The organism is Dyadobacter jiangsuensis, assembly GCF_003014695.1.
In the GTDB taxonomy this organism is placed as follows: domain Bacteria; phylum Bacteroidota; class Bacteroidia; order Cytophagales; family Spirosomataceae; genus Dyadobacter; species Dyadobacter jiangsuensis.
In genome coordinates this window covers 120,471-147,017 of record NZ_PYAS01000014.1, presented here as the reverse complement: position 1 = coordinate 147,017, position 26,547 = coordinate 120,471, and the positions used below count along the sequence as shown (strand labels likewise).

20 protein-coding genes are annotated in these 26,547 nt (G+C 50.1%); 9 read left to right on the top strand and 11 right to left on the bottom strand.

Annotated features, from left to right (window positions below):
• Positions 1–29: 29 nt before the first annotated feature.
• A complete protein-coding gene (locus CLV60_RS25745; protein WP_106598270.1) occupies positions 30–1,193 on the bottom strand; it encodes an MFS transporter in 1,164 nt (387 codons plus the stop codon).
• A gap of 312 nt (positions 1,194–1,505) precedes the next feature.
• Between CLV60_RS25745 and CLV60_RS25740 the strand changes: the two genes are divergently transcribed.
• The 3 genes from CLV60_RS25740 to CLV60_RS25730 all read left to right on the top strand — a co-directional run bounded on the left by CLV60_RS25740 (position 1,506) and on the right by CLV60_RS25730 (position 4,541).
• Positions 1,506–3,011 (top strand): serine hydrolase domain-containing protein, encoded by a 1,506-nt coding sequence (locus CLV60_RS25740; RefSeq protein ID WP_106598269.1) that lies wholly within the window; start codon positions 1,506–1,508, stop codon positions 3,009–3,011.
• Positions 3,012–3,086: 75 nt separating this feature from the next.
• Entirely contained in the window at positions 3,087–3,731 is a 645-nt protein-coding gene (locus CLV60_RS25735) for a hypothetical protein (protein ID WP_106598268.1), read from the top strand.
• A gap of 192 nt (positions 3,732–3,923) precedes the next feature.
• Entirely contained in the window at positions 3,924–4,541 is a 618-nt protein-coding gene (locus CLV60_RS25730; RefSeq protein ID WP_106598267.1) for a DUF6134 family protein, read from the top strand.
• Positions 4,542–4,546: 5 nt separating this feature from the next.
• On the opposite strand, the gene CLV60_RS25725 is transcribed toward CLV60_RS25730, so the two are convergent.
• The 8 genes from CLV60_RS25725 to CLV60_RS25690 form a co-directional block, all read right to left on the bottom strand.
• Positions 4,547–5,683: an efflux RND transporter periplasmic adaptor subunit gene (locus CLV60_RS25725; protein WP_106598266.1), complete on the bottom strand. Its 1,137-nt coding sequence runs from the start codon at positions 5,681–5,683 to the stop codon at positions 4,547–4,549.
• A gap of 24 nt (positions 5,684–5,707) precedes the next feature.
• On the bottom strand, positions 5,708–8,968 hold the full coding sequence (locus CLV60_RS25720) for an efflux RND transporter permease subunit (RefSeq protein WP_106598265.1): 3,261 nt from the start codon (positions 8,966–8,968) through the stop codon (positions 5,708–5,710).
• A 296-nt stretch (positions 8,969–9,264) separates the two neighbouring features.
• Complete coding sequence (locus tag CLV60_RS25715; RefSeq protein WP_229211133.1) at positions 9,265–10,656, bottom strand: TolC family protein; 1,392 nt, start codon at positions 10,654–10,656, stop codon at positions 9,265–9,267.
• A 154-nt stretch (positions 10,657–10,810) separates the two neighbouring features.
• Positions 10,811–11,722, bottom strand: coding sequence for a helix-turn-helix domain-containing protein (locus CLV60_RS25710; protein ID WP_106598263.1), 912 nt, complete (start codon positions 11,720–11,722; stop codon positions 10,811–10,813).
• 167 nt (positions 11,723–11,889) lie between these two features.
• Positions 11,890–12,291, bottom strand: coding sequence for a hypothetical protein (locus CLV60_RS25705; protein WP_106598262.1), 402 nt, complete (start codon positions 12,289–12,291; stop codon positions 11,890–11,892).
• Positions 12,292–12,611: 320 nt separating this feature from the next.
• Positions 12,612–13,025 (bottom strand): hypothetical protein, encoded by a 414-nt coding sequence (locus tag CLV60_RS25700; protein WP_106598261.1) that lies wholly within the window; start codon positions 13,023–13,025, stop codon positions 12,612–12,614.
• Between the two features lie 329 nt (positions 13,026–13,354).
• A complete protein-coding gene (locus CLV60_RS25695; RefSeq protein WP_106598260.1) occupies positions 13,355–14,236 on the bottom strand; it encodes a bestrophin family protein in 882 nt (293 codons plus the stop codon).
• Positions 14,233–14,820: a 3'-5' exonuclease gene (locus CLV60_RS25690; protein ID WP_106598259.1), complete on the bottom strand. Its 588-nt coding sequence runs from the start codon at positions 14,818–14,820 to the stop codon at positions 14,233–14,235. Before CLV60_RS25690 ends, CLV60_RS25695 begins: the two co-directional genes overlap by 4 nt.
• Before the next feature lie 123 nt (positions 14,821–14,943).
• Here CLV60_RS25690 and nspC point away from each other — a divergent pair, with 123 nt between their 5' ends.
• Positions 14,944–16,101: a carboxynorspermidine decarboxylase gene (gene nspC, locus CLV60_RS25685; RefSeq protein WP_106598258.1), complete on the top strand. Its 1,158-nt coding sequence runs from the start codon at positions 14,944–14,946 to the stop codon at positions 16,099–16,101.
• Positions 16,102–16,251: 150 nt separating this feature from the next.
• Here nspC and CLV60_RS25680 read toward each other — a convergent pair whose 3' ends face one another.
• On the bottom strand, positions 16,252–17,148 hold the full coding sequence (locus CLV60_RS25680; protein WP_106598257.1) for a PIG-L deacetylase family protein: 897 nt from the start codon (positions 17,146–17,148) through the stop codon (positions 16,252–16,254).
• 383 nt (positions 17,149–17,531) lie between these two features.
• Between CLV60_RS25680 and pyrG the strand changes: the two genes are divergently transcribed.
• From pyrG to CLV60_RS25655, 5 genes are all read left to right on the top strand, one after another.
• Positions 17,532–19,196, top strand: a complete 1,665-nt coding sequence (gene pyrG / locus CLV60_RS25675; protein WP_106598256.1) for a CTP synthase — start codon at positions 17,532–17,534, stop codon at positions 19,194–19,196.
• Between the two features lie 87 nt (positions 19,197–19,283).
• Positions 19,284–21,092 carry a membrane protein insertase YidC gene (yidC, locus tag CLV60_RS25670; protein ID WP_106598255.1) on the top strand — a complete coding sequence of 603 codons (1,809 nt, stop codon included), beginning with the start codon at positions 19,284–19,286 and terminating at the stop codon, positions 21,090–21,092.
• Between the two features lie 120 nt (positions 21,093–21,212).
• Positions 21,213–22,916 (top strand): ABC transporter substrate-binding protein, encoded by a 1,704-nt coding sequence (locus tag CLV60_RS25665; protein WP_106598254.1) that lies wholly within the window; start codon positions 21,213–21,215, stop codon positions 22,914–22,916.
• Between the two features lie 20 nt (positions 22,917–22,936).
• Positions 22,937–24,229, top strand: coding sequence for a glutamate-1-semialdehyde 2,1-aminomutase (gene hemL, locus CLV60_RS25660; RefSeq protein ID WP_106598253.1), 1,293 nt, complete (start codon positions 22,937–22,939; stop codon positions 24,227–24,229).
• Positions 24,230–24,517: 288 nt separating this feature from the next.
• Positions 24,518–25,534: a glycosyltransferase family 2 protein gene (locus CLV60_RS25655; RefSeq protein ID WP_106598252.1), complete on the top strand. Its 1,017-nt coding sequence runs from the start codon at positions 24,518–24,520 to the stop codon at positions 25,532–25,534.
• A 217-nt stretch (positions 25,535–25,751) separates the two neighbouring features.
• Here the strand turns inward: CLV60_RS25655 and CLV60_RS25650 are convergent, their stop codons facing one another.
• Positions 25,752–26,522: a class I SAM-dependent methyltransferase gene (locus CLV60_RS25650; RefSeq protein ID WP_106598251.1), complete on the bottom strand. Its 771-nt coding sequence runs from the start codon at positions 26,520–26,522 to the stop codon at positions 25,752–25,754.
• Positions 26,523–26,547 lie beyond the last annotated feature (25 nt).

Here is a 26,547-nt window from a genome sequence, read left to right as displayed (position 1 = left end):
TCGCATTGAAAAATATGTACCAGTACGTCTTAGTCGATCAGACGGGCTTTGGTCGACAAATAGGCTGTCAGCGTTGCCAGCACACCTACAATCGCGAATGACCAGCGAAGGTTGGCAAACTGTGCTACGATACCGATCAACGGCGGGCCGATGAGGAAGCCGATGAAGCTGATAGACGAAACCGCCGCCAGGGCCATTCCAGCCGACATGGTTTTAGAACGTCCGGTAGCGCTGTATACCAGTGGAACAACCGATGATACACCGAAACCTACCAACAGAAAGCCCAATGTAGCAGTTACCAGGGTTGGGAATGCTACCGCGATAGCAAGCCCGGTACCCATTAACGTGCCGCTCAATTGCAGCATTTTGCGACGTCCGAGACGGTTGGCAAGCCAGTCGCCCGCAAAACGTCCGCCGGTCATGGTACCCATGAAGGCTACATAACCAAGGGTAGTCATCGAAGCAGGTACGTGAACGGCCTCCTGGAAGTAAACGCCGCTCCAATCGAACATAGCGCCTTCACAAACCATCGCACAGAAGCCGATCAAACCAAGGATCAGCAGGTCGCGGTCCGGTTTTACGAACATCGGTTGCTCTTCACCTGCCTCTTTCTCGGTATCAGGCATGGTGTGCTTGTACGCGGTGAAAATGATGGCGAATGCGATCAATGCGATGACGATGAAATGGATATGAGGAGGGACGTGTACCGAAATGAACAGCGAGCCGATCATCGCGCTTACGAAGCCCGCAAGGCTCCACAAGCCGTGAAAGGATGCCATAATGGATTTACCGTAAACCTGTTCAACTGCCACTGCCTGGGTATTTACAGCAATGTTGGTAAGGTTGCCCCACAAGCCGAATGCGAACAATGCGATGACGAGCTGCTCGGTGCGGGTTACAAAGCCGATGAATGTGAGTGTGATTGCATACAAAACGGCGCCGATCAATACCATCTTCTTGCTTCCGTAATGGGTTACCATCCAGCCGGAGATCGGAAGGCTGGCCATTAAGCCCAAAGGAAGGGCCAGAAGCACGGTACCGAGACCGCCTTCTGTGAGGTGGAGCATGTTTTTAATGTCCGGGATCCGGCTTGCCCAGGCGGCGAAGCTGAGTCCTTGTACGAAGAAGAAGGCCGCGACGGCCCATCTTAAATATCTTCGGGAGTCGGAAGGAGCGAAAATTGAATAATTCATGACTGTGTGATTAGTAATATCTTTATATAATTTTTTTAATTTTTTTGATTCAGGAGTAATGGGCCTTAAAATTGCATTATGTGCAGTTGTTAACTTTCAGTAATGCAAATTTAACGCATTAGGCAACCATTTGATTCATGAGAATTGGATTTTTTAAATTAAATTAAAAAGTATGTGTTGTACAAAACCAAGAAACGTTGCATTTTAGTGATTTAGCGGCTCGGGAAGGAGTGGTTGTAAGTAAAATAGTAGGCAAAACGGTGACTGTTTTTTAACTTCACCCATTCACCTAACCAACCCTTTTACTACCCGATGCGCGTCATTTTCACTTCACTCCTGAGTTTAATAGCATTTCAAACCTGGTCACAAACCGTTTCTCCGGAGCGGCTCGATAAAATCAGGGCAACACTGCCGGTTATCGAAAAACTCTATCGCGATTACGCGGAGAAAAACCATTTCCCGGGGCTGGCCTTCGGGTTGGTAGTGGATGGCAAGCTGCTGATTTCGGGCGGACAAGGCTTTTCAGAGATCGCTACCTCTACGAAAGCGACGCCCCAGTCGCTTTTCCGCATTGCATCGATGTCCAAGAGTGTGACTGCGATGGGTATTCTGGCGCTTCGGAAGGAAGGGAAATTGAAACTCGACGACCCCGCATACCTTTATATCCCCGAATTGAAGAACATGCCGTCGCTGACGAAAGATGCACCGGCGATTACGATCCGGCATCTGCTAACGCATATGGCGGGTTTTCCAGAAGATAACCCGTGGGGCGACCGCCAGCTGGATACCAAAGACGAGGAGCTGATCGCGTTGATTTCGAAAGGCATATCCTTTTCCAACGTGCCGGGCGTTACTTATGAATACAGTAATCTGGGTTTTGCGATGCTCGGCAAGATTATCTCCAATGTGTCGGGCAAGCCCTATCAGCAGTATATTAATGAAGTAGTTTTCAAACCGTTGGGCATGACCAATACCATTTGGGAATACACACTGGCCCCGAAAAATCTGCTTGCGCATGGTTACCGCTACGAAGACGATATCTGGAAGGAAGAAGAACTGGAACACGACGGTACCTACGGCGCTATGGGTGGGCTGATTACCTCCATCGACGATTTTAGCAAATATGTTGCGTTCCATTTGTCGGCCTGGCCGCCGTCGTCCGGCGCGGAAGCGGGCCCGGTGCTCCGCAGCGACGTGCGCGAAATGCAAATGCCCTGGAACTTCAACAGCCTCAATGCCTCGTACAAGTACCCGGGCGGGCGCGCCTGCGCGATGGTGTCGGCATATGGCTACGGCTTGCGTTGGAGCAAGGACTGCGAGGGTAGGACGGGGATCGGTCACACGGGAGGCTTGCCGGGGTTTGGCAGCCAATGGCAGATTCTACCGGAATACGGCATCGGTATCATCGCACACGCGAACCGCACGTATGCGGGAATGGCGACAATTAATACAGCAGTGCTCGACACAGTTATTGCGCTGGCTGGCCTGAAACCACTGCCGGTTGCCGTTTCGAATGTTCTGAAACAAAGAAAAGACCAGCTCGTTAAACTCCTTCCGACATGGCAGTATGCCGAGCAGAGCGGTATTTTCGCAGAAAATTTTTTCCCCGATCGCTCCGTCTCGCACCGTCGAAAAGAGTTGGATGCACTGCTTGCCAAAGCGGGAACGATCACCGGTTCGACCGAAATCGTCGCTGAAAATCAGCTCCGTGGCACATTTGTATTGAAATGTACCTCCGGCAATATTAAAGTATATTTCACGCTGTCGCCGGAAAATCCCGCATTGATCCAGCAGTTAGATTTCTCAGCTTTGAAATAATGATTTGATAAAAGTTGAAGGGCACATAGGGGGATACAGGAGGCCGGTTGTCTCGGAAGAAACAACTTAGCGATTATGAAAAGGACTCTTTTATCATTCACCTTCATTTTTGTGCTGGGCGCTACCGTAAGCTCTTTCGCACAGGATAACCAAACGCTCTTTCAAAGTCGGGGCATTTACCGCTCGGGCGGTTACGCGGCCATTTCCAATAAGTTCACGAAAATCAATGGGGATTATGCAAACATGGCCGAGCTGTATGGCGGCTGGTTCATCAATCAACGATTTTTACTCGGACTGGGAGCTTCCGCTACGACCAACTACATTCCGGTGCCGGCTTTGGAACAGAATTTCCCTGCTCGTAAGATGACTTATCAGTATGGCCAGTTCGGGTTAATGACGGAATATGTGTTCGCGTCGACGCGCAGGGTGCATGTCACGGCTAATTTGCTGACCGGTGCAGGCTTTACAATGCAATATGACCGTAACGATATCGACGACTGGGATTGGGACGACTGGGATGATCGCCACGACGATGACGACGTGAAATGCTTCTTTGTGATGGAACCGGGTGTGCAGGTAGAGTTTAATTTATTGAAATGGATGCGGTTTAGTCCAGGCGTTTCTTACCGTAAAGCATTCAATGCAAAAGGTAATGGGCTTACCGACAGCGATTTGAGCAATATTTCTTACAATCTGACCCTGAAATTCGGCCGGTTTTAAGCCATAGGGGGATTAGGTGCCGTTCACTAAGTGGTGTGGCATTTAATCCCCCTTTTTCCCGAACGGTCGCCACTCTTCCAGTGAGTTGCAGTAAGTTAATGGCCTGATAATCTTTGTTCAAGGGCAATAGGAACAGAAATAATGGAGTTATTAGGTGATTGCACACGATTGGTAACCAAAACAAGAGGGAAGATGCGTGTATCGGGATTTGTATTGATCGGGTGTTTCATGCTCGCAATGTCGGTGGCTCGCGGGCAAAATGTCTACGACGTGATCGTGGCGGGCCGGACTATCGGGTCATTGAAGGTATTTGATGAGAAAGGGGCGGACGATACAGAAACGCACCGCATCGAATCCGACTTTAAAGTGATGTTCTACAAAGGGTCGTACTCCACCCAGACTAATTACGTGCAGGGAAAACTCGTTTCCGCTACCTGCGCGCACCACGTGAACGGCGATCTCAAAGAGAAAACGCTCACCAAATCCGGTTCCAAATCGTTTTACGAAGTGCTCTTCTCGGGCGAAGATGTGGAGGACAAACCCAAAGTGCTGGTGAATAAGCCGATCAGCAGCACCATTACCAGCCTGTATTATAAGGAGCCTATTAATATCACAGAAGTCTATTCCGAACGGTATGGCAAGATGTGCAACATCCGAAAGCTCTCCGAGGGCAGGTACGGTGTGACGTTGCCGGACGGGAAGGAAGGGGTTTATTCCTACAAAAACGGCCTTTGCCGTGAGGTAAAGACCGATCTTGCAGGTTTTAAACTAAGAATTGTATTGAATGAGGGCAAAACCGCCCTGCGCTGACAGGCCTAAATGGCTTCCTGCTTCACATTTTTCAAATCCGAATTGTCGCGGATTTCTTCATTGGCTACTTTCACGAGCACGTCACCTTCTTTGACGTCCCCGAAAATCTCAGTCTTTTCGGTACTGCTGCTACCTGTTTTCACCGGTACCCAAACCGCCCGCTTATCTACGACCTTGATTACGTAGGTACCTTGTGTCGAATTCAGTACAGCCGTTCGCGGAACGGCAAAAGTGTTCGCATCGCCGGACAATGGGATCGAAACTTCGGCAATCATACCGGGCAAAAGTTTTCTATCACTGTTAACTACATCCATTTCCGTGCGCTGCGAGCGTAAACGAGCATCCAGCGCTCCCGCTAGGCGGCTTACCTTGGCAGGGAAATCCTGGTTAGGGAGCGACTTCACTTTGAAAGTAACCTGGCTCTGATTTTTCAGGTAGCTGGTATATTGCTCCGGCACACTCACCACCAAACGAAGCTTGCGCTGCTCCACCAATGTGAAAAGGGGAAACTCTGAGCCTTTTCCGGATGGCCCTACGTAAGCGCCTGTGCTCACATTACGCGCGGAGATAATGCCGCTGAAAGGCGCCCGTATTTCGAGGTAATTGCGGGTATCCGTGATTTCGCGGCTGGCAGAGCGTGCGGCGTCCAGCTGGGCGAGGTCGGAGCGTTGTTTCGCGAGCGCCACGTCCAGGTCGTTTTGGGAAACAGTACCAGGCGTTTTGCTGGTTTCGAGCAGACGTTCGTAATTGGCTTTGCTCGCCTGGTAAATCGCTTCAAACGATTTCAAACGTGATTCGCTCGTAACGAGTTGGGAGGTAAGCTCCGGCGCTTCCATGGTGGCCAGTAGCTGGCCCTCGCGCACTTCCGTACCCACATCCACATGGAGTTTTTTGACGAAACTGCTCACTTTGGCATAAATGTCCACCTGCTGGAAGGCCACCAGTTCTCCGGGGATCTGGATGCTTGATACGAGTTGTTCTTTTTTAAGCGGGAATGCGTCTACCACCGCAGCAGTTGCACTCGCTTCTGCCGCTGCTTTTTTGCCCTCTTCTTCTTCGGCCCGTGACGAACCGCAGCTTTGCAGGACCGTCGCTGCACCTGCAACGAGTACGGTCATGGCGATTTGATGAATATGTCTCATAGTCGGATAGGTTCGATGTTGTGATTAACGGGTCATTGGAACATAATACTTGCTTTCTTCATCCTCGGGGTCGAGGGAAACGCTTTGCGTCGATGCCTTGCCCTGTCCCCACGCGAATACGAGCGGGAGAATGAACAATGCTGCAAAAGTCGAGGCGATCAGCCCGCCGATAACGGCACGGCCTAATGGTGAGGATTGGTCACCTGCTTCGCCAAGCCCGCTCGCCATCGGGATCATCCCTACCACCATCGCTACGGCGGTCATCACGATAGGGCGGAGGCGGAGGCCCGCCGATTCCTTAGCGGCTTCGATGGCATTGCCGCTGTGCTTCCGCAGCTGTTCGGCATTGGTAATCAAAAGCACGGCATTCGAAATCGATACCCCCACGGACATGATAATGCCCATATAGCTTTGAAGGTTCAATGTGGAGCCGGTTACCATCAGCAATGCCAGCGAGCCGAGGATTACGGCCGGAACAGTCGCCAGAACGATCGCCGATACTTTAAACGACTGGAAGTTAGCCGCCAGCATGAGGAAGATCACCACAATGGCTACCACCAGACCGTTCTGGAGGCTGTCCAGCGTGTCAGTCAATGTCTGGCTCAAACCCACCAACTCTACGGTCAGCCCGCGCGGGAGTTCACCGAGGGAAGCTAATGCTTTTCTCACATCGGCCTGCGCCACGCCGAGGTCGGTATTGTTCAAATTGGCGGTTACCGAAAGCACCGGCATGGCACCGAGGTTGTCGTTCTCACCGTAAGTGGTATCAGGTGTAATGGTTGCGATATCGCCGAGTACCGGACGGTTGCTGTTGCGAAGCAGGGGGATTTCACTCATTTCCTGGACGCTGTTCATTTTGCTTTCCGGGATTTGCACCTGCACCGCGTAGCTGAAACCGCCTTTTTCATCAACCCAGATATTCTTGTCGGTATAGCGGGAGGAAGACGTCGACGCTATCAGCGATCTTGATACATCATTCATATCCACGCCCAGTTGCGCTGCGCGCATGCGATCGACTTCGATTTTAATGGCCGGATATTTGTTGGATTGCCCCAATTGAATATCACGCAAATAGCTGATTTCCTTCAATTTGGCGATTACCTTCTGCGCATATTCTTCGTTGAGCTTCTTGCTGCGTCCCGACATTCTTACTTCAATCGGCGTAGGGGAGCCCTGGCTGAGGATCTTGTCGGTGAGTTCAATCGGTTCGAAAGACATGGTCAGGTCCGGGATCGCTTGCCTTACTTCCCGGCGGATCTTTTCTTTCAGCTCATCCAGATTCGTGTGGAATTCTTCATGCAAACCCACCTGCAAAACGGCTTCCTGCGGCCCCGCCATGAACAGGTAAATAGGGTTTACCGAGAATAAAGACGGGTGCTGGCCCACATATGCCGAGGTTACCGACACATTTTGTGGCCCCACGATTTTCTTGATAATATCGATCGTTTTCAGCGTTTTCTCCTCCGTGCGCTCCATACGCGTACCCTCGGGAGCACGCAGGCGCACCTGGAACTGGCTGCCATTTACCTTGGGCAAAACATCCTTTCCAATATTACTCAACAACAATGCTGCTAATGCCGTAGTGATGATCAGGTATGCCGCCACGATGGGTTTGCGGAAAGGCATTACGCGGTTAATGAAGCGCATGAAACGTGCCCGGATGCGTTCGAACGGGCTTATTTTGCCATCTTGGTTGAAGTCGGCACGGTGGATCAATGCTTCTTTTTGGGATTCAGGGTCTTTGCTGAGGCCGGATGCGGCAAACTCTTCGGCATCGGTCATGGGCGAGCCGTCGGCTTTCTGGTGGTGTTTCACTTTCATGATCCAGTTAGCCATCACCGGTACGAACGTTTGTGCCAGGAAGTACGAAACGATCATACTGAAACCGATCGCCAGCGCCAGCGGCAGGAACAACGACCCCGGAATACCGCCCATGGTAAATGCGGGGGCAAATACGGCAAGGATACAGAAGAGAATCAGCAACTTAGGAAATGCGATCTCCTTACAGGCATCCCAAATAGCAAGTGCCTTGGGTTTACCCATATCAAAATGCTGGTGAATGTTTTCGATCGTCACTGTACTCTCATCCACCAGGATACCAATAGCGAGCGCCAAACCGCTCAATGTCATGATATTAATCGTCTGTCCGAACAAATTCAGGAACAAAACGCCGGAGATAATAGAGGTTGGGATGGTCAGGATCACGATCAACGCCCCGCGGGCATCGCCCAGAAAGAGCAGTACCATGAGCCCTGTTAGGATCGCGCCGATGGCGCCTTCCGTGAGCAAGCTCATCACGGAATTCATCACATAGGTAGACTGGTCGAACTCGTAGCTCACCTTCACATCCTCAGGTAATGTGCTCTGAATGCGAGGAATGGCTTTTTTCAGGTTTTGAACCACTTCCCAGGTCGAGGCGTCGGCGCTTTTGGCAATGCTCAGGTACACCGAACGCTTGCCGTTTACCAATCCGTAGCCCGAAGTAATGTCGGCACCATCTTCCACGGTCGCTACATCGCGCAGGTAGAGGTTCTGCACGCCGCCTTTGAAGAGGGGAATGTTTTCAAATTCCTTTACAGTATGAATGGTCGTGTTGGTAGGGGTAATGTAGTTTTTATCGCCGATGCGCACGTTTCCGGAGGGTGCTGTCTGGTTGTTCACGCGCAATGCTTCCACCAGCTGATCCGGTGTGAGGTTATGCGCACGAAGGAGCTCAGGATCGGCTTTGATCACCACGGTGCGGATATTACCACCGAACGGGGGCGCCGAAACCAGACCGGGGATCGAGGTAAACGTCGAGCGCACGTACACGTTCGCGAGGTCGAGCAGTTCGTTGTTGCTGCGCTTTTCGGAGCTTAATACCAACTGGCCCACCGGCAGCGTCGACGCATCGAAGCGGATAATGAACGGCGGGTTAGAGCCCGGCGGGAAAATGGCCTGCGCACGGTTGGTAAATGCGCTCAGCTCCGCCGAAGCCTGCGCCATGTTGGTACCGGGGTAGAAGTTCACCTTCATCAGGGTAAGGCCCTGGATGTTCTTCGTCTCTATGCTTTTGATCCCGTTTACATAGAGAAGTATGTTGATGTATTGCTTGGCAAAAAAGGTCTCCATCTGGTCGGGCGTGTAGCCCCCGAACGGGTGCGCGATGTACATCACCGGCAAATCGAGTTTCGGGAAAATATCGACCTTGATCTTCCGCACCGCATCGATACCGAAAAAGAATAAACCGGCTACTATCACCATGATGGTGATCGGTTTACGTAATGCAAAACGTATTAAATCCATGTTACGAAAATGTAAATTGTAACGGTACTACTTTATTGGTGACCGATATGGTCAGGTGTTGTCATTGGTAGTCAGGGCTTGGTCAGGAGTTGTCATTGGTAGTCAGGTGTGGTCAGGTATTGTCATATTTGGTCATTTGTAGAATATAGTGAGGGAGAGAAATGGAAAACCGTTCGTATAGCGAGAAGAACCAATGACAATACTTGACTAAACCTGACCACTTCTGACAATACTTGACTAAACCTGACTATAACCGACAACTCCTGACCATTTTCAACCTCACCTTGTTGACGAGGCTATTGGTTTAGAAACGTACCGATATCGCCACTTGCCGCTGCTTTGAGCAGCACCGCCTGCCAGATATTCGTCGCGGCGATGTCGCGGCTGGTTTCGGCGCGGTTGAGGACGTAGAGCGCCTGCGTCATGTCCACGATGTTGCTCAGGCCGTTTTTGTACAAAACACTTTTCTGCAAATAGGCGTCCGAAGCGGATTGTACCTGCACCGGAGCCTCCCGGTAATTGGCTATCGCATTGCTGATCTTCGTTTCCGAAAGAATGAGCTGGTTTTTCAGCTGTTGATCTGCCAGGTCGTATTCTTCTTTCAATGCATTGGAAACAAACTTCTGCGACATCACCTGTTGCCGGATGCGCAAGACGCTGGTCATGTTCCAGGTAGCGCCGATACCGAGCAGGTAGTTGGCCCTGACGGGCTTGATACCTTCGAAATAGTTATGCGTGTAAGCCGTCTGGTCGGTTGCGTAGGTCGATGAGAAGCCTGCGCCGCGTCCCTGAAAGACCCCGAATAGCGAGAATGTCGGCATGCCGAGGGTGTGGAAGTATTTGGCCTGCTGCTCGCTGACGGCAATGCGGTTGGCGTAAAATTTCAAAAGCGGGTGGTTCTCGGTCTTGCCGGCCGAATCGGCGATCGCGCGAGGCATGCGGGCGAGGAGCATGGTGTCGAGCTGGAAACGCTGGTCGGTAATACCCATCAGCTTCGCCAGTGTATTGGCTTGTTCCTGTTCAAAATCCCTTGCCTGGGTAATGCTGATCTTCGCATTGGACACTTCCGCATTGGCCAGCGAGGAGTCCACACCGGGTATCAAACCGTTTTTGGCGCGGGTAACCACGACGGTCTTCAATGCATTCGCACGTTCCAGGTTGTTTTCCCAGGAACGTATCAGGCGCTGGGCAGCCAGGAGGTTCAGGTAAGCGGCCGCTACGCGTACGCTGTGTTGAAATTGCTCCTGTTCCAGGTCGGCACGGTCGCGGTTCACGGCCTGCTGCGCTACGTTGATACGCTCTCGGGCGCGGCCGAATGCGAAGAAATCCCAGTTGACGTTCGTCAGGTACAATGCTCCGAATGCCGAATTCCAGTTTTGATGCGGCAGCGGCAGCCCCGACGATGCTACCGAAAGCCCAAGGCCGTACAATGGGCCGTTCTGACCATTGATCGTACCATAATCCTGTTGGGCCGACAGGTTGAGATTGGGAAGGTATTCTTTCTTGCTTTGAAGGACCGTCGCTTTGGAAGCGCTGAGGTAGTTGTTCTTGGCTTTGATGCTTCCGTAGTTGGAGACTGCCGTTTCTACGGCTTGTTGCAATGTAAGCGTTTGGGCACTCAGTTTTTCACCGGCTCCGACCAGCGAGAGGGTCAGCAGCAGGGAGGGGAAATACTTCTTCGATGTCATTTGCATTCAAAATTATATGGCAACTGAACCGGGGCGAGTGTGTGGGGTCAATAGATTGGCTGCCAAGCCCGTCGGATTGCTTCGCAAAGGTAATCCGACGTCCTGTGGCAATGTTTATTACTTTCAAACAATATCTTATAAAATTCAAACATCCCTAGCGTTCGTGCACGCGGTAGGATTTGGGGGTAGTGCCGATTTGTTTCTTGAAAAGGTTGTTGAAATAGGCAGGATACTCAAAACCGAGGCAGAACGCGATTTCGGCGACGCTCCAGTTGGAATGCCGCAGCATTACCTTGGATTGCGCCAGGACGCGGTCGATAATATGTTCGGTGGTAGTTTTTCCGGTGATTTCTTTCAGTGCCCGGTTGAGGTGGTTTACATGCACGCCGAGCCTGGTGGCGTAGTCTTTGGCGGTTTTCAGTTTGAGCTTATGCTCAGGGGATTCGATCGGGAACTGGCGTTCGAGCAGCTCGTGGAATTGCGAGGATAGCTTAGCCGAACCATTCACATGCACATCGCTTACTTCCGAAGGCTGCATTTTCATGGCCTCGTGCGCGAGCACATTCACGTAGTTGCGCATGAGATCGTACTTGTGCACATAGTTCGATTCAATATCGGCTTGCATTTTACCGAAGATACTGAGCAGGTATTCCTGCTGTTCTTCATTGATGAAATATACGGGAATGGAGTCGGTGCGCAGGATCGGGCAGTTGGAAACCGTCGCCGAACGGTTGATCGTACTCAAAAACTGGTCGGTAAACAAACAGAAGTAGCCCGATTGCTCTTCCGACAACGCCTGCCAGGAATAGGGCACATTGCGGTTGAAGAAAACCAGTGCATTGCGGTTGATCTCGATCTCCTGGTTGCCGTAGGTAATTTTCCCCTTTCCGAGGATGAGCGAGATCTTGTAGAAATCCCTTCTCGCATAGGAAGTGTACTTGTTGCAGAACACGCGGGAGAAGACGTTGAAATGACCTTCATCCCCGGTCGTTTTATCCGGACCTTTTAGCCCTTTCGCAGCCGGGTGCGTCTGGTAAAAATGCGCTACGGTCTCATTCGGTATCATGAGCTGAAATTATGAAATTCAAATATTGGCTACAAAGCCAGGGGGTTAAAAATTAATTAAATAGGAGACGCGCTTGGTATCGTCATAAATTTTCCCGGTTAAACCACTTTCAACGGGAAAAGCCGGTGCATTGGGCACCGGCTGGCAATGGGTAGCATTTGTTATAATTACATCGTACCGCAGATCCATTCTTCTTCGGGAACGGGCTTGATTGTATGCACACCATTGCCCGTTTTGTAGTTGCGGGTCGAGATGAGCGGGTTGATGGCGTTCCGCTGGGTACGCTGGCGCGTGAAGATCACGAACCGCACTTCGCGCGGCGCATATTTGGGCGTCGGGTCGTGCTCGGGGCGGCCGACATTCAATGTAGCAAAGCGGGCGGCGAGCGCCGGAGCAGAGGATTCGACAACCAGCCTGGCCTTAGGCGCCGCCGCCGCTTTGTTGGGATGCTTATAATTGTGGGTAGAAATGCCGGGGTCGGAGATACGAATCGGTTGCGACCATGCTGTGTGATTCAGGCTCGCCGCACACGCGAGCAGTGCTGCAAAAATGAGTGGTTTAGGATTCATTAGAAGGTTAATTAAGAAACAGGTTATTAGGACTTGTTTTCAAAATTACCTGCAAGCTTTTTTACAATACCTATCCATTTCAAACATTGAACTATAAAATTCAATCATGCAGAGAATTATTTTTCAGCGAGTTAGCATTCTGATCGGAAAGAATTTAGTTTTTTGAAGGCGTAAAAATCGTCGGTTTAAAACAGACAAAAAAAGCCTAAAAAATTCCTAATTGCCTTAATTTGAACTTTTTAATATTTAGTTGGATCGATTTTGGAATAATAAAAACGCCGGCCTCATCGAAGCCGGCGTTTTCTGCAATTATACAATGGTTAATCTTGCGTCGGATAAACCTTATCCGGACTATTATAATATTCAGCCATTTGCGCCGTGTCCTTGGTCACACTGATAGCGGGGGTTTTGTAATTTCTCGGCGAGGTGAGCGGATTGATTTCCACTCCTTCCGGCTTGTATTCGCGGGTTACCACGAGGGCGGCAGGCCGCGGCGCATACTTGGGCGTTGTGCTGGCATACTTCGTCTGGTACTTACCGTAGCGCTCGATAGTCCGCATGTTTGCAACGCGTATCGTTTTTTGATCCTTTCCGGCAGCTTTGGCTTGTGCCGCCTTGTTGGGATGCTTATAGTTATAAACCGAAATGCCCGGATCTACGATCGACTGCGCGTTGGCTGCAACGTTGAGTAATCCGACAAATAATATGGCGATTAAAAATGTGGCTTTTTTCATGTTGGTAATCGTTTATTCTGATTAATCGACCCTTCCGGACCGTCATAGCGGGGAGGGGTTGAATTGAAATTACCAACAGAAAGAGGCATTGCCAAATGCTCTAATAACTCCTAAAATTGAGTTTTTTGCGAAAATAGGGTGCTATTAGATGCTAATGTTAAGCGAAAATAAAGAGAGTGTAAAAATCAGGATTTGCGGGAAACCGATTTTTATGAAAAAAATGGGTAGGGGCAGAAAACACTTTAAAATGAGATCCTGTGAAAATCCCGGAAAAATTTTAGATTTTAATCAGTTTCTAACTACTTTCTAATGATTCCGGGATTTCAGGGTTACTTGAGCAGCGCGCGCGTCGTTGTGTGAATGCCTTTGCAGATCCGCTCCATAGGCAGATCGTTGCTATCGTCGCCAAACGGATCTTCAATTTCCTCGGCGATTACTTCAAGGCTGGCGAGAATGTAGAACACGAACATCACGAACGGAATGACGAGGAAATGCAGGCTGAACACGTACCCGATCGGTAGCGTGAGGCAGTAAATAAAGATGAATTTTTTGATAAATGAGCTGTAAGACAGTGGGATAGGGGTATTCTTGATCCTCTCACAGGCACCGCAGATATTCGTGAAGCCTTCGAGCTCGTGATTTAATATAATGGTGTGCTCCGGCAGCAATGCGCCTTTTCGTTGCAGCTCGATCACCTTGGCAAACAATGCGGCGGCGATCTGGTTCGGGACGTGATCGGTTGCGATCAATGCGGATTTGTTATAAAGGAGCGAGTTCTCGAACTCCTCCGAGATGTAAGTATTCCGCAAATGGTTTTTCAATGCGAATGCGTAGTTCGGGATCATCTTGGTAAAAAACTCGCGCTCCGCGACATACTCCGGGCCGATGAGCGCCGCTAGTTTCAAAGCAAGGTTACGGCTGCCATTCACGAGCGAGCCCCATTGCTTGCGGCCTTCCCACCAGCGGTCATAAGCGGTGTTGGTCCGAAACACGAGCAGCATCGAAATCACAAAACCCAGCAGCGAGTGCATGAGCGAGATGTTTTTCAGGTCGTTGTTCTCGGTGATTTTGAGGTGTATAATAATAATGTATGCGACAACGCTCGAATAGGCCGCCATGGTGAGGATCATCGGCGCGAGTTTGCGGACGGTGTCGGCCTTCTGGAAATAGAAAATGTAACGGAACCACTCTTTGGGGTTGTAATCGATCATATGAGCTTGACGTGGTCGATGAGCTTGAAGAATTCTTTAAAGCATTTGGCGGTAAGGCGGGCATCTTCCAATGCATTGTGCGTTTCCTCCTCCCGTTCGAACCCAAAATAGCTTGCCACCGACCCGAGGCTCAGCGAACGCGGCACTTGCCTGCCATTCTTTTCGAGGATCTGGAAAAATAAATAGGAGACGGTGTGCAGGTCGAGCTGCTTGTTGGAAAAGCCCCACTTCATTTTTTCGTTGCGGTAGGCGAAACGCAGGAAATTGATGTCGTTGATCACACTCTGGCCGCAAATGACCACATTGGCAAGGCTGGGTTTGCCGACGTTCAGTTTTTTGATCCACTTTTCAAATTCGGGGAGTACGTCGTAGATCATCGGCGCGTCTTCGAGGTCGTCGAGGGAAAGCCCGTGCACCTCTTCGGATTTCACCGAAAATGCCTCCTCATTCTCTGGATACACATTTTGCAGGTATGTTCCGAGCGATCGCCAGTTGTCGTCAAAAAACTCCGCGCCGATCTGGATAATTTCATTCCAACCCGGCTCCGGCCCGGTCATTTCGATATCTAAAACAAGGAAGGACATAGGCAGGCTTTCGGGGCTGTGTGAAAAATGGTCATGATTTGGAAACTCAAACTTATAGTTTTGTGTACAAAATTATGCAATCATTGCATGCAAGAAGATTCTACCAACACTCATTTATAGCAAATGGCTATCGATTTTAAAGAAATTCCGTCTCCCTGTTTCGTATTGGAAGAGGAGTTGCTCCGCAAGAACCTCGAATTGATCGACTCGGTCCAGAAGGCGGCGGGATGCCAGATTATCCTCGCACTCAAAGGGTTTTCCATGTATAGCGCATTCCCAATTGTGAAGGAATACCTTTCGGGTGCCACCGCCAGCTCGCTCAACGAAGTGAAGCTGATCAACGATTTTATGGGCTACCAGTCGCATACCTATATGCCTGCGTACCTCGACAGCGAGTTTGAAGAGATCATGCAGCGCAGCAGCCATATTACCTTCAACTCGCTCAGTCAATGGGAACGGTTCCAGGGCAGGGTAGAGGCTTACAAGGCGGCTAACCCGGGTAAGACATTATCGTGCGGTATCCGCGTGAACCCGCAGTACTCGGAGGTGGCCACGGACATGTATAACCCGTGCGTACCGGGCTCGCGCCTGGGCGTTACGCGCGACAAGCTGCCCGACGAGCTTCCCGCAGGGATCGACGGCATTCACTTTCATACGCTCTGCGAAAATGGCAGCGACACTCTGGAGCGTACGCTCGCCGCATTGGAAGAAAGGTTCGGGGATTTACTGCATCAGGCGAAGTGGCTCAACATGGGCGGCGGGCATCTTATGACCAGGGAAGGATATGATATTAGTAAGCTAATAAAATTAGTTAGTACTATCAAAGAAAAGTACAATCTGGAAGTGATCCTGGAACCGGGTTCAGCCATTGCCTGGCGCACCGGAATATTATACACGACCGTGCTCGATGTGCTCGACAGCCAGGGTATCGATGTGGCTATTCTGGACACCTCATTTGCAGCTCATATGCCCGATACGCTGGAGATGCCCTACAAGCCCGCGATCCGCGGTGCTCACCAGGAGCCGGTAGAAGGAAAGCCGACTTACAGATTGGGTGGAATGACCTGCCTGGCAGGTGACTACATGGGCGACTACTCATTCGATAAGCCCCTCGAAATTGGCGATAAAATTATATTTGAGGATATGATCCACTACACGATGGTGAAGACCACCACATTTAACGGTGTTAATTTACCTTCCATCGGGATATGGAAAGCTGACCAAAGTTTTCAACTTGTACGTTCCTATGGGTACGAAAGTTTCAAGGACAGGTTATCGTAGTAAGAGTAAACTGATTTGCAAGTTTCGTTACTTGTGGCTTGAAGGGATTCGCGGAAAAGTTCTAATGAGTGAATGAGTGAATGAGTGAATGAGTGAATATTTTGGACTGAAAAAACATTCACTCATTCACTCATTCGCACATTCACTCATTCATTTCGGCAGCATCGGAAATAGCCGCCTTACCTCGTCAGCCGAGGGCTGCTTTCCATATTCGGTGACCTCGAAAACCTCCACATATTTCACCTTCTCAGCCTTCTCGGTACCGTACCATTTTTCCAGCGAAGTCTTGATTTCCGGGTTCACTGAGGAGCGTCTTTCCATTGAGGCGAGGAGCCACTTTTTACGCTCGACTACGTCTTTGGGAACGTTAGCAAGATCGCCGCTCGTCCAGGGAAGCCACTCATAAAATTGGGAAACGTGTGCATCGAGTCCGTCTACTTTTTTAGCAAGCGTTTCGGTGATATCGATGGCAATATCCGGGCGGAATGGGTTCGGTCTTTGAAAACGGTCGCGGAAATAGAGGAAAACCGGGTTCTTGGTGAGCGGAGGCACGCTGCTCAAAATATTCGGTACGATTACCAGGTACGCAGCATCCTGCACGACCACGCCTGTATTGCGGTGATCGGGGTGATAATCGTTCGTACGCGGCGCAATGACCACATCTGCATTCCATTCGCGGATTTTACGGATCACGGCGAGGCGGTTTTCCAGGGTCGGGAACAGCTCGCCATCATGGTTATCGAGAATGTCGTATTGGATTCCCCAGCGGCGTGCGGCTTCCTGTGCTTCTTTGTAGCGGCGATTAGCCAATTCTCCGCCGCCAATGTCCTGGTGTCCTTTGTCGCCGTTGGTCATCGAGACGAATTTCACCTTGTGCCCCATCGATGAGTAAATGGAGGCAATGCCGCCGGCGCCGAGATCGCAGTCGTCGGGGTGGGCACCGAAGACGATAATGTTGAGCGGTTTCTTCGAATCCGAGGCTGCCTGCGCCCAGGCAGTGGCGCCGCAAAATAGCAATGCGGGAAGGAGCAATAACTTTCTGATCATTTGTATTGAGGTGATAAAGGTTTGGAATAAATGCAAAATAGAAATTTAAATTCTGGAAAGGCCTGCCGTTGCCTTATTTTGTATGTCGTTGCAAGGAATTGGCCACAGGCGTGCGAGAGCAGGGCGGAGTTTGAGAATATAAATTTTTCAATACATTTTTTTTAAATGGAATTTTACCCATTTTATGAAGGTGTCAGGTCGTACACTTTCGATCGAAAAGTGCGATTCCAGGGCGTGGGGCAAGAAAAAATTATATTTTATTACCAACCAGACAGCCAGGCGCTTACTGTTTTCCAGCCAAATATTTAAACACGCCCCGCTTAGATTCTTCTAATAATCCTGTATCTTTGTATCCCGTAATCATAGAAAAACAGCAAAGTCTTATGGCTTCCAAAGCACGAAAGACCGCTAAGTACATTTTCGTTACGGGCGGTGTTACATCTTCACTTGGCAAGGGAATCATTGCCTCATCACTAGCTAAACTACTACAAGCGAGAGGTCTCTCGGTCACAATCCAGAAATTTGACCCGTATCTGAATATCGACCCGGGCACCATGAACCCCTACGAGCATGGCGAATGCTACGTAACAGACGACGGGGCCGAAACCGATCTCGACCTGGGCCATTACGAGCGTTTTCTGAACGTTCGCACTTCACAAGCAAACAACGTCACCACAGGGCGTATCTACCACAACGTTATTACCGCCGAGCGTCGCGGCGACTTCCTCGGAAAAACCGTGCAGGTGGTTCCGCACATTACCGACGAACTGAAAAGAAACATGCTGTTGCTGGGCCAGTCCGGCGATTATGATATTGTGATTACGGAAATCGGTGGTTGCGTAGGTGATATCGAATCCCTGCCGTTCCTGGAAGCGGTTCGTCAGGTGAAATTCGAAATGGACCACCAGGATACGCTGGTGATACACCTTACATTGATCCCTTACCTGAACTCTGCGGGTGAGCTGAAAACCAAGCCGACGCAGCACTCTGTAAGAATGTTGCAGGAGTCGGGTATCCAGCCGGACATCCTCGTGTGCCGTACGGAACATCCGTTGCCTTACGATATCCGCAAGAAAATCGCGCTGTTCTGTAACGTACAGGTGAACTCGGTGATCGAAGCCATGGACGCGGACACCATTTATGCCGTGCCTTTGCTGATGCTCAAAGAGCGCCTCGACCAGCGTGCATTATATATGCTCGACATTTATAATGATAAAGACGTTGATCTCGACTCTTGGAAGACGTTCCTTTCCAGACTGAAAAATCCGATCGACTCCGTTCGTATTGGTCTGGTGGGTAAATATGTAGAGCTGCACGACGCTTATAAATCGATCGTGGAATCGTTTATCCATGCCGGTGCAGCCAACGAATGCAAAGTGAATATCGAATGGATACACTCCGAAAGCCTTACTGCCGAGAACGCGGTTGAAAAACTGGAAAACCTCGATGGCGTACTGGTTGCTCCTGGTTTCGGCGAGCGTGGTATCGAAGGCAAGATCGCCGCGATCCAATATGTGCGCGAGAACAATATCCCTTTCTTTGGAATCTGCCTCGGTATGCAAATGGCCGTGATCGAGTACGCACGTAATGTGATCGGGTGGGAGAATGCGCATTCGGTTGAAATGGATGCTACCACTTCACATCCGGTGATCCACCTGATGAAAGATCAGAAAGACGTTTCCAATAAAGGAGGAACGATGCGTCTGGGGGCTTATCCGTGCCGTGTTAAAAAGGACACATTGGCCCACAAGATCTACGGCAAGACCAATATCAGCGAGCGTCACCGTCACCGCTACGAGTTCAACAACAAGTATCTCAAAGAGTTCGATGAAAAAGGCCTGGTGGCTACCGGTATCAATCCCGACAATAACCTGGTTGAAATGGTGGAGATGCCTTCGCACCCATTCTACATCGGAGTACAGTTCCACCCTGAGCTGAAAAGCACGGTGATGAACCCGCACCCGATCTTCGTGAATTTCGTGGCTGCCGCGTTGGCCTATTCAACGCAGAAGAGATCCGTAGGAACCCTGACACCGGTTTCCCACTGATCACATTTTAAGGCCTGTTAAGCGAAAAAACTTGTTACCTTTGCCGCCTTATAAGCGGTATGTTATTTCAACAATTTAAAGTAAATAATGGATAAAAATTTTGTAATCGGCCTGGTCTTGATCATGCTGATGCTGATAGGCTACCAGGTACTGGTTCCGAAACCTGTGGAACCCACGCCGGTAGCGGAGGTGAAGAAAGCAGCTGCCAAGCCCGCGTCTGTCACTTCGGATACTACCCAGAATTCCTCACAATCAGTTGATTCCACCGTCGTTCCTCAAAAGGACCTGGTAATCGAAACGAAGGACGCCCGCGTGGTTTTCACCAACAAGGGTGGGGTTATGAAAGAGGTAATGTTGAAAAACTACAAAACCTACGATCAGAAACCACTTTACCTGATTGCCGAAAAACACAACAATTTCCAGATCGATTTGCCGACGCAAACCGGGGATGTGAGATTGACCAACCAGACTTTCAGTACCGATGCGCAGGACCGTACGTTGGCTGAGAAGGATTCGGCGGTGATTACCTACAAGACGACACTGAAAAACAACCAGACCGTGGAGCAGACTTACGTCGTACGCGGAAGCGGTTATGTGATCGACTATGGTATCAAAGCCAGCGGCGCATTGCCAGCCAACAAGTCGGTGGAATTCCACTGGGATAACGACCTGCTGCAACTGGAAAACGATATGAAGAAAAACCGTGAGGTAGTTACCGTTAACTACTACACGGACGAGCTGAAAAGCCTTCCTACCAGCCCTACTTCGAATGAAGAGGAGAAGACGGCTGACCCGGTGAAATGGTTTACTATCAAGCACAAATACTTCCTGGCGGGTCTGATCGCGGAAAAACAACCGCTGACAAACGTGACCATGCGTGCGAATGTGAATGCGGAAGACACGGTGATCGTGAAAAACATGAACATCTTCGCGGGTATCCCTACTGCCGCTGTGCAGAAAGGGGAGGCGAACTTCCAGTTCTATCTCGGACCGAACGAGTACCATATTGTAGACAAAGTAAAGGCGGAAAACTTCGATCAGAACGTGTACCTCGGCTACGCATTCCTGAAACCGATCAACAAGTTTTTCCTCGTTCCGCTATTCAACCTCATCGAAGGGTTTGTAAGCAACTATGGCTTGCTGATCATCCTCCTCGTATTGTTTGTTAAAACGTTGCTGACGCCGCTGACTTACAAATCGTACATCAGCATGGCGAAAATGCGTATCCTCGGGCCTGAGCTCGAACAGATACGCGAACAGAATAAAGACGATATCGCGAAGCAGCAGCAAGAGCAAATGAAGCTCTACCAGCAGGTAGGCGTGAGCCCGTTGAGCGGATGCGTACCGGTACTGGCCACCATGCCGATCCTGTTCTCGCTATTCTTCCTCTTCCCGAACCTGATCGAACTGCGCCAGCAATCGTTCCTGTGGGCCAGCGACCTTTCGACTTACGACTCGTTCTTCAAGCTGCCGTTCAATGTGCCTTTCGGTATCGGTAATCACATCAGCTTGTTCACGATCCTCATGACGGCTTCCAGCATTGGATATGCCTACTACAATAACCAGAACACGCCTACGCAACCTGGTCCTGTAAACATGAAGGCCCTGGGTTATGTAATGCCGCTGATGTTCATGTTCATCCTGAACTCGTTCCCGGCTGGTTTGACATTCTATTATTTTGTTTCAAACATCGTAACTATCGCGCAACAGCTGTTGATCAAGCGTTTTGTGAATGAGGATAAAATCAAGAACATCCTTGAAGAGAACCGCAAGAAAAACGCTACCGGCGAGAAGAAGCAGAACAAATTCCAGAAGTATCTTGAAAAGTCTTTGCAGGCTGCGGAAGAGGCAAAAAAGAAGCAAGCTGAATTAGAGAAAAAGACCAAAAAGAAATAAAAGGTTTTTCAGATCGTAATAATAAAGGGCAATGTTCCATTGGGATATTGCCCGTTTTTTTCCATTTTGGGCTGATTTTTGCAGTCCGGAAATCAGCACAATCTTGACCCCGAAATCCTGATGAGAATTATCTTTTTTTTGATTTTGACAGTTTATACCGGTCTGTACCAGCCGTCATTCGGGCAGGGAAATGCCCAGGCGGAAAGCAGGTACCGGTCGGCCCTGGCAGATTACAAACAAGGTAAATACGCCGTGGCGATGGAGAAGTTCTATCCCATGACGAGTGTGAATGCAAAGACGGCGTATTCGCCTTATGCGCATTATTATTACGCATTGAGCGCCTACCAGCTGAAACGCTACAAAGACGCCAAGCCCATGCTGCTGCAATTGCAGAGCCGGTATCCCGGTTGGAATAAAATCAATGATGTGTATTATTTGCTGGGCGCGGTAAGCCTCGCCAACGGGCAGATCAACGACGGCCTCGATCAACTGGCCAGGATTAAGGAATCTTCCCTGAACAAGGATGTGCAGGCATTGAAGCAGTACCATCTGGGCGCTATCAAAGACTTCCTGAAACTGAAAGACCTGCAAAAGCAATATCCCTCCGATCGCGACATTGCATTGATGGTGTATCAATCCATTCAGTCGGCACGCACGCCTGCGCAGGGCGACCTGGCCTATGCCGAGCAGCTGGATAAGCAATTCAAATTCCGCAAAAATGAAAAGGTGGAAGAGGCGCCGAAGCGCAGTACACCGAAGTCGGATACGCAATGGACGAAAGGTTACCTGGACGTAGCCGTATTGCTGCCGTTCCGCCTGGATGAATTCCATACTGCCAAACGTCGCTCGAACCAGTTTGCTTACGATTATTACCTGGGTATGACGGTTGCAAAAGAACAGCTCCAAGCTGAGGGAATCACCGTTAACCTGTGGGCTTACGACGTTAGTAACGATGCCAAAAGCATGCAAGCGATCGCCGACAACAAGAACTTCCAGCTTTCGGACATGGTAATAGGGCCATTGTATGCCGGTACTTTCGATGTAGCCGCAGATTTCGTTTCGGGGAGCAACGCCATTATGCTTAATCCGCTTTCGACCGACGGTGCGCTGCTGAAAAGCGGAAATATCTATCTCGGGCATCCTTCGATCGCCTACCAAACTCAGAAAGCTGCGCAATGGATGCGTACCCTCTCGCCGGGCCTTAACACTGTAATTTACTATGGTAACACCGCTAAGGACTCCGTGATGGCCGCTTCTTATGCTTCCGAATGGAAGGCCAAAGGAGGGAAGGTAATATCCCTTACCCGCATTCAGCCCGACCGCGAGTCGCTGGAAAGCAAAGTACCATCCTTTGAAACCAACAAACCGGCGCACATCGCATTGTTTTCATCGGACGGGGAATCGGGCGGCAACCTGATCGAAGTTCTGAACGGCCGCAAATTGAATACGCTGCCGGTTTTAGCGACTTCGACGAGCTTCAATACCCAGCAAGCCAGATTGTCGCGCTACGGAACGCGGTTAACATTGATCGATGCCGATTATGTGGATCGCGAGAAGGAGACGATCCGCCAATTCCAGAAGAATTATTATACCAAAACCAGTACATTTCCTTCGGTATATTCCTACCAGGGCTACGACCAGCTGCTTTTCTTCGCGCGGATGCTTTCCAAGTACAAGGACAAGCTTCCTTCCGGTCTGCAATCGCGGAAATTCGGCAGTGAGGAATACCTGCTCTCGGGCTTTGATTATACCAAAGCGAATGAAAACCAGATTACGCCTGTCCTGAAATACAGCGGTTCCAAATGGGTGCCGGTGGACAGATAATACCAACCTTTTTTAACAGAATGAATACTTCAACCAGCCAGCAACTTTTCGCAAAAGCACAAAATTATATTCCCGGAGGCGTGAACTCGCCCGTACGCGCATTTCGCGCGGTAGGCGGTAACCCGATATTTATTAAATCGGCCAAAGGCCCTTACATCTACGATGAGGATGGCAACGAGTACATCGAGCTGATCAACTCCTGGGGCCCGATGATCCTCGGCCACGGGCATGAGCTGATTCAAAAAGCCGTTTCGGACGCCATCCAGGATTCGTTCTCTTTCGGTGCGCCAACGCGCAGGGAAGTGGAGATTGCAGAACTGATCGTTTCGATGGTGCCTTCGATCGAAAAGGTACGCATGGTAAACTCCGGTACCGAAGCTACGATGTCGGCCATACGCGTGGCGCGCGGGTACACTGGGCGCGATAAGATCATCAAGTTCGAAGGCTGCTACCATGGCCACGGCGACAGCTTCCTGATCGCGGCCGGGAGCGGTGCGGTAACATTCGGTACGCCGGATAGTCCGGGGGTGACGAAAGGCGTCGCCAACGACACCTTAACAGCTCCTTACAATGACCTGGAAGCTGTGCAGCAACTCGTGGATGCGAATAGGGGCCAGATCGCCGCGCTGATCCTCGAACCGGTAGTGGGTAATATGGGTTGCGTGCTTCCAAAAGAAGGCTTTTTGCAAGGTTTGCGCCGCATTTGCGATGAGGAAGGCATTGTTTTGATCCTGGATGAAGTGATGACCGGCTTCCGTCTTTCGAAGGGCGGAGCGCAGGAAAGATTCGGAATTACGCCGGATCTAACAACGTTAGGAAAGATAATAGGTGGAGGAATGCCTGTTGGAGCCTATGGCGGCAAGGCAGAGATTATGAATTACGTGTCGCCGGCCGGCCCGGTTTACCAGGCTGGGACGCTTTCGGGTAACCCCATTGCCATGGCGGCGGGGTATACCATGCTCACCTATCTGAACGAGCATCCGGAAGTGTATACCCAGCTCGAAAACGCGGGTAGCAAGCTCGCAGCCGGTTTCCGCAGCTCAATGGAAAAGTTAGGTTTGAGATACACCTTGAACCAGATCGGTTCGATGTATACGCTGTTCTTTACGCCGGATGCGGTAACGGATTTCCCGTCGGCGAAATCTTCGGATTTGCCGCTTTTTGGTAAGTACTTCCATGCGATGCTGAACAGAGGCATTTACATGGGCCCAAGCCAGTTTGAGGCAATGTTCTTGTCGACAGCGCTGACGGATGCGCATTTGGAAAGGATTATTGCAGCAAATGAGGAGGCGTTGGTTGAGATAACCGCCTAATCGCGTAGCGATGTAACATTGGTAGCAGAGATTGAAATGCATATGGTTCCTAAATCCCGTCAGGGATGCAACAACAATGCTGGCGTGCAACGCAGATGTTTTGTTGTTACATGCCCAGGGGCATTTTAAAACCGATGTTGATTATTCATGCTACCAATATTACATGCCTAACGGCATTTAGTCATGTCGCCATTTATTGATCGCCTGAGGACCCGGTTATTGATTCAATCAATCATTCCCCGCTCCACGGCGGATCATTCAATCATTCACTCATTCAATCATTCAAAATTGAACCCGCGCCGCTACTCGATCATCATCCCCGTCTACAACCGCCCCGATGAGTTAGAAGAACTACTGGGCTGTCTGGCCGTGCAGACTTACAAAAACTTCGAAGTCGTGATTGTCGAAGATGGCTCGAAAATCAAGGCCGACGAGGTGGTAAAGTCCTTCGCAGGCAAGCTCGACATTCACTACCATTACAAAGAAAACGGCGGTCAGGGTTTTGCCCGTAACTACGGTTTTGAGCGTGCTGCGGGCGATTACTTTATATTGCTGGATTCGGATGCGCTGATTGAGCCGAACTATCTCTCTATCGTGGAAAACCGGTTGAATACGGATTATGTAGACCTCTACGGCGGGCCGGATACCGACCATCCTTCATTTACACCGATTCAGAAGGCCATTAGCTACTCCATGACCTCGGTATTTACGACGGGCGGCATTCGAGGCAAGAAGAACAACATGGGCGGTACATTCCACCCGAGGAGCTTCAATATGGGCCTCTCGCGTAAGGTGTGGGAGCGCACGGGCGGGTTTCTGACGAGCCGGATGGGAGAGGATATCCTGTTCAGCATTGCCGCATTAAGGCTCGGTTTTAAGTCGGCGTTGATTCCCGAAGCATTTATTTACCACAAACGCCGTACGCAGTTTGGAGCTTTTTTCAGGCAGCTGAAATTCTTCGGCCGTGCGCGCATCAATATCGCCCGCTATTACCCCGACGAGCTGAAACTCGTGCATACGTTCCCGCTGCTGTTCACGCTGGGCGTTTGCAGCATTCCGTTGTGGTACTTCATTTTTGAGCCGTTCTTTTACCTCGGATTGTGGTTTCTCGGCATTTACGTGACGTTATTGTTCATTGACGCATTTAAAAAGACCAAAAGCGCAGAGGTAGCATTCCTGAGTATCGGCGCGGCTTTCGTGCAGCTTTTCGGTTACGGGATCGGTTTTGTGCAGGAAGGGTGGAAGCGGCTTTGGGAAAACAAGTCGCATCGGGAAACGGGGGCGGCGATTGAGTATCCGTCGTGAAGTGGTCAGGAAGTAGTCAGGTGTGGTCAGGTGTGGTCAGGAGTGGTCAAGTGTAGCCAGGTATTGTCAATAATAGTTAAGTCTTTAAAGTAAGATAGGCAGCTTCTCGCGAAACTGCCTATTTATTTTTTCAACAATTCTTATTTACAACGAATGACTATTCTTGACCACACCTGACCACACTTGACTACACCTGACCAAACCTGACTATTCCTGACTACTTCTGACAGAAATAAACAATCTCTTCCCCCGGTAGCGAATATCGCAAAACTTCCGCCTTGCTTAGCTCATCCATTACAAAACGGTCCTCAGTTACTTTGAAACCGCCTTTTTCGAGCTCTCGACCGTAATTCCGGCCGAAAAGGCGCAGGTGGTCGTTTTGGAGGAAATGGATTTCACGCTCTTTCGGGTCGGTGATCGTCGGGTCTTCGTAGGTTACTTCGTATTTCATATCCTGCGGGGACTGGATCAATGCCCAGCCGCCGGGTTTCAGTACGCGGTGTAGCTCGCTCATGGCGAGAATATAGTCGTCGACGTGCTCCATTACGTGGTTGCAAATCGCGACGTCGAAAGTATTTTCAGGGAATGGGATCTGGTGGATGTCCATTTTCACCTTTGCGAGGGGTGACTCGATGTCGGCGGTGATGTAATCCAGGTTTTTCATCTGCTCGAAACGGTCGATGAAGCAGTACTCGGGCGCTACGTGCAGGACTTTGAGATTGGCAGTATAGAAATTGGTTTTCCGCTTCATATAGAGTGCCATTAGCCGATGGCGTTCGAGCGACAAGCAGCTGGGGCACAACGCATTCTCACGGCTCGATGTGTTGCGGCCATAGGGGAGAAACTTGCGGTATTTGCTGTTGCACACCGGGCATTCCACTTTGTTGCCGATATAGAAGATGCTGAGTCCCCGGGCTGCCCAGTGTCCGACAAGTTGGAGGTAGGGACGCGGAATGTAGCGCAGAACTAAACTAATGATGGATTTCATTAAACCAATTAACTAAAAATTAATA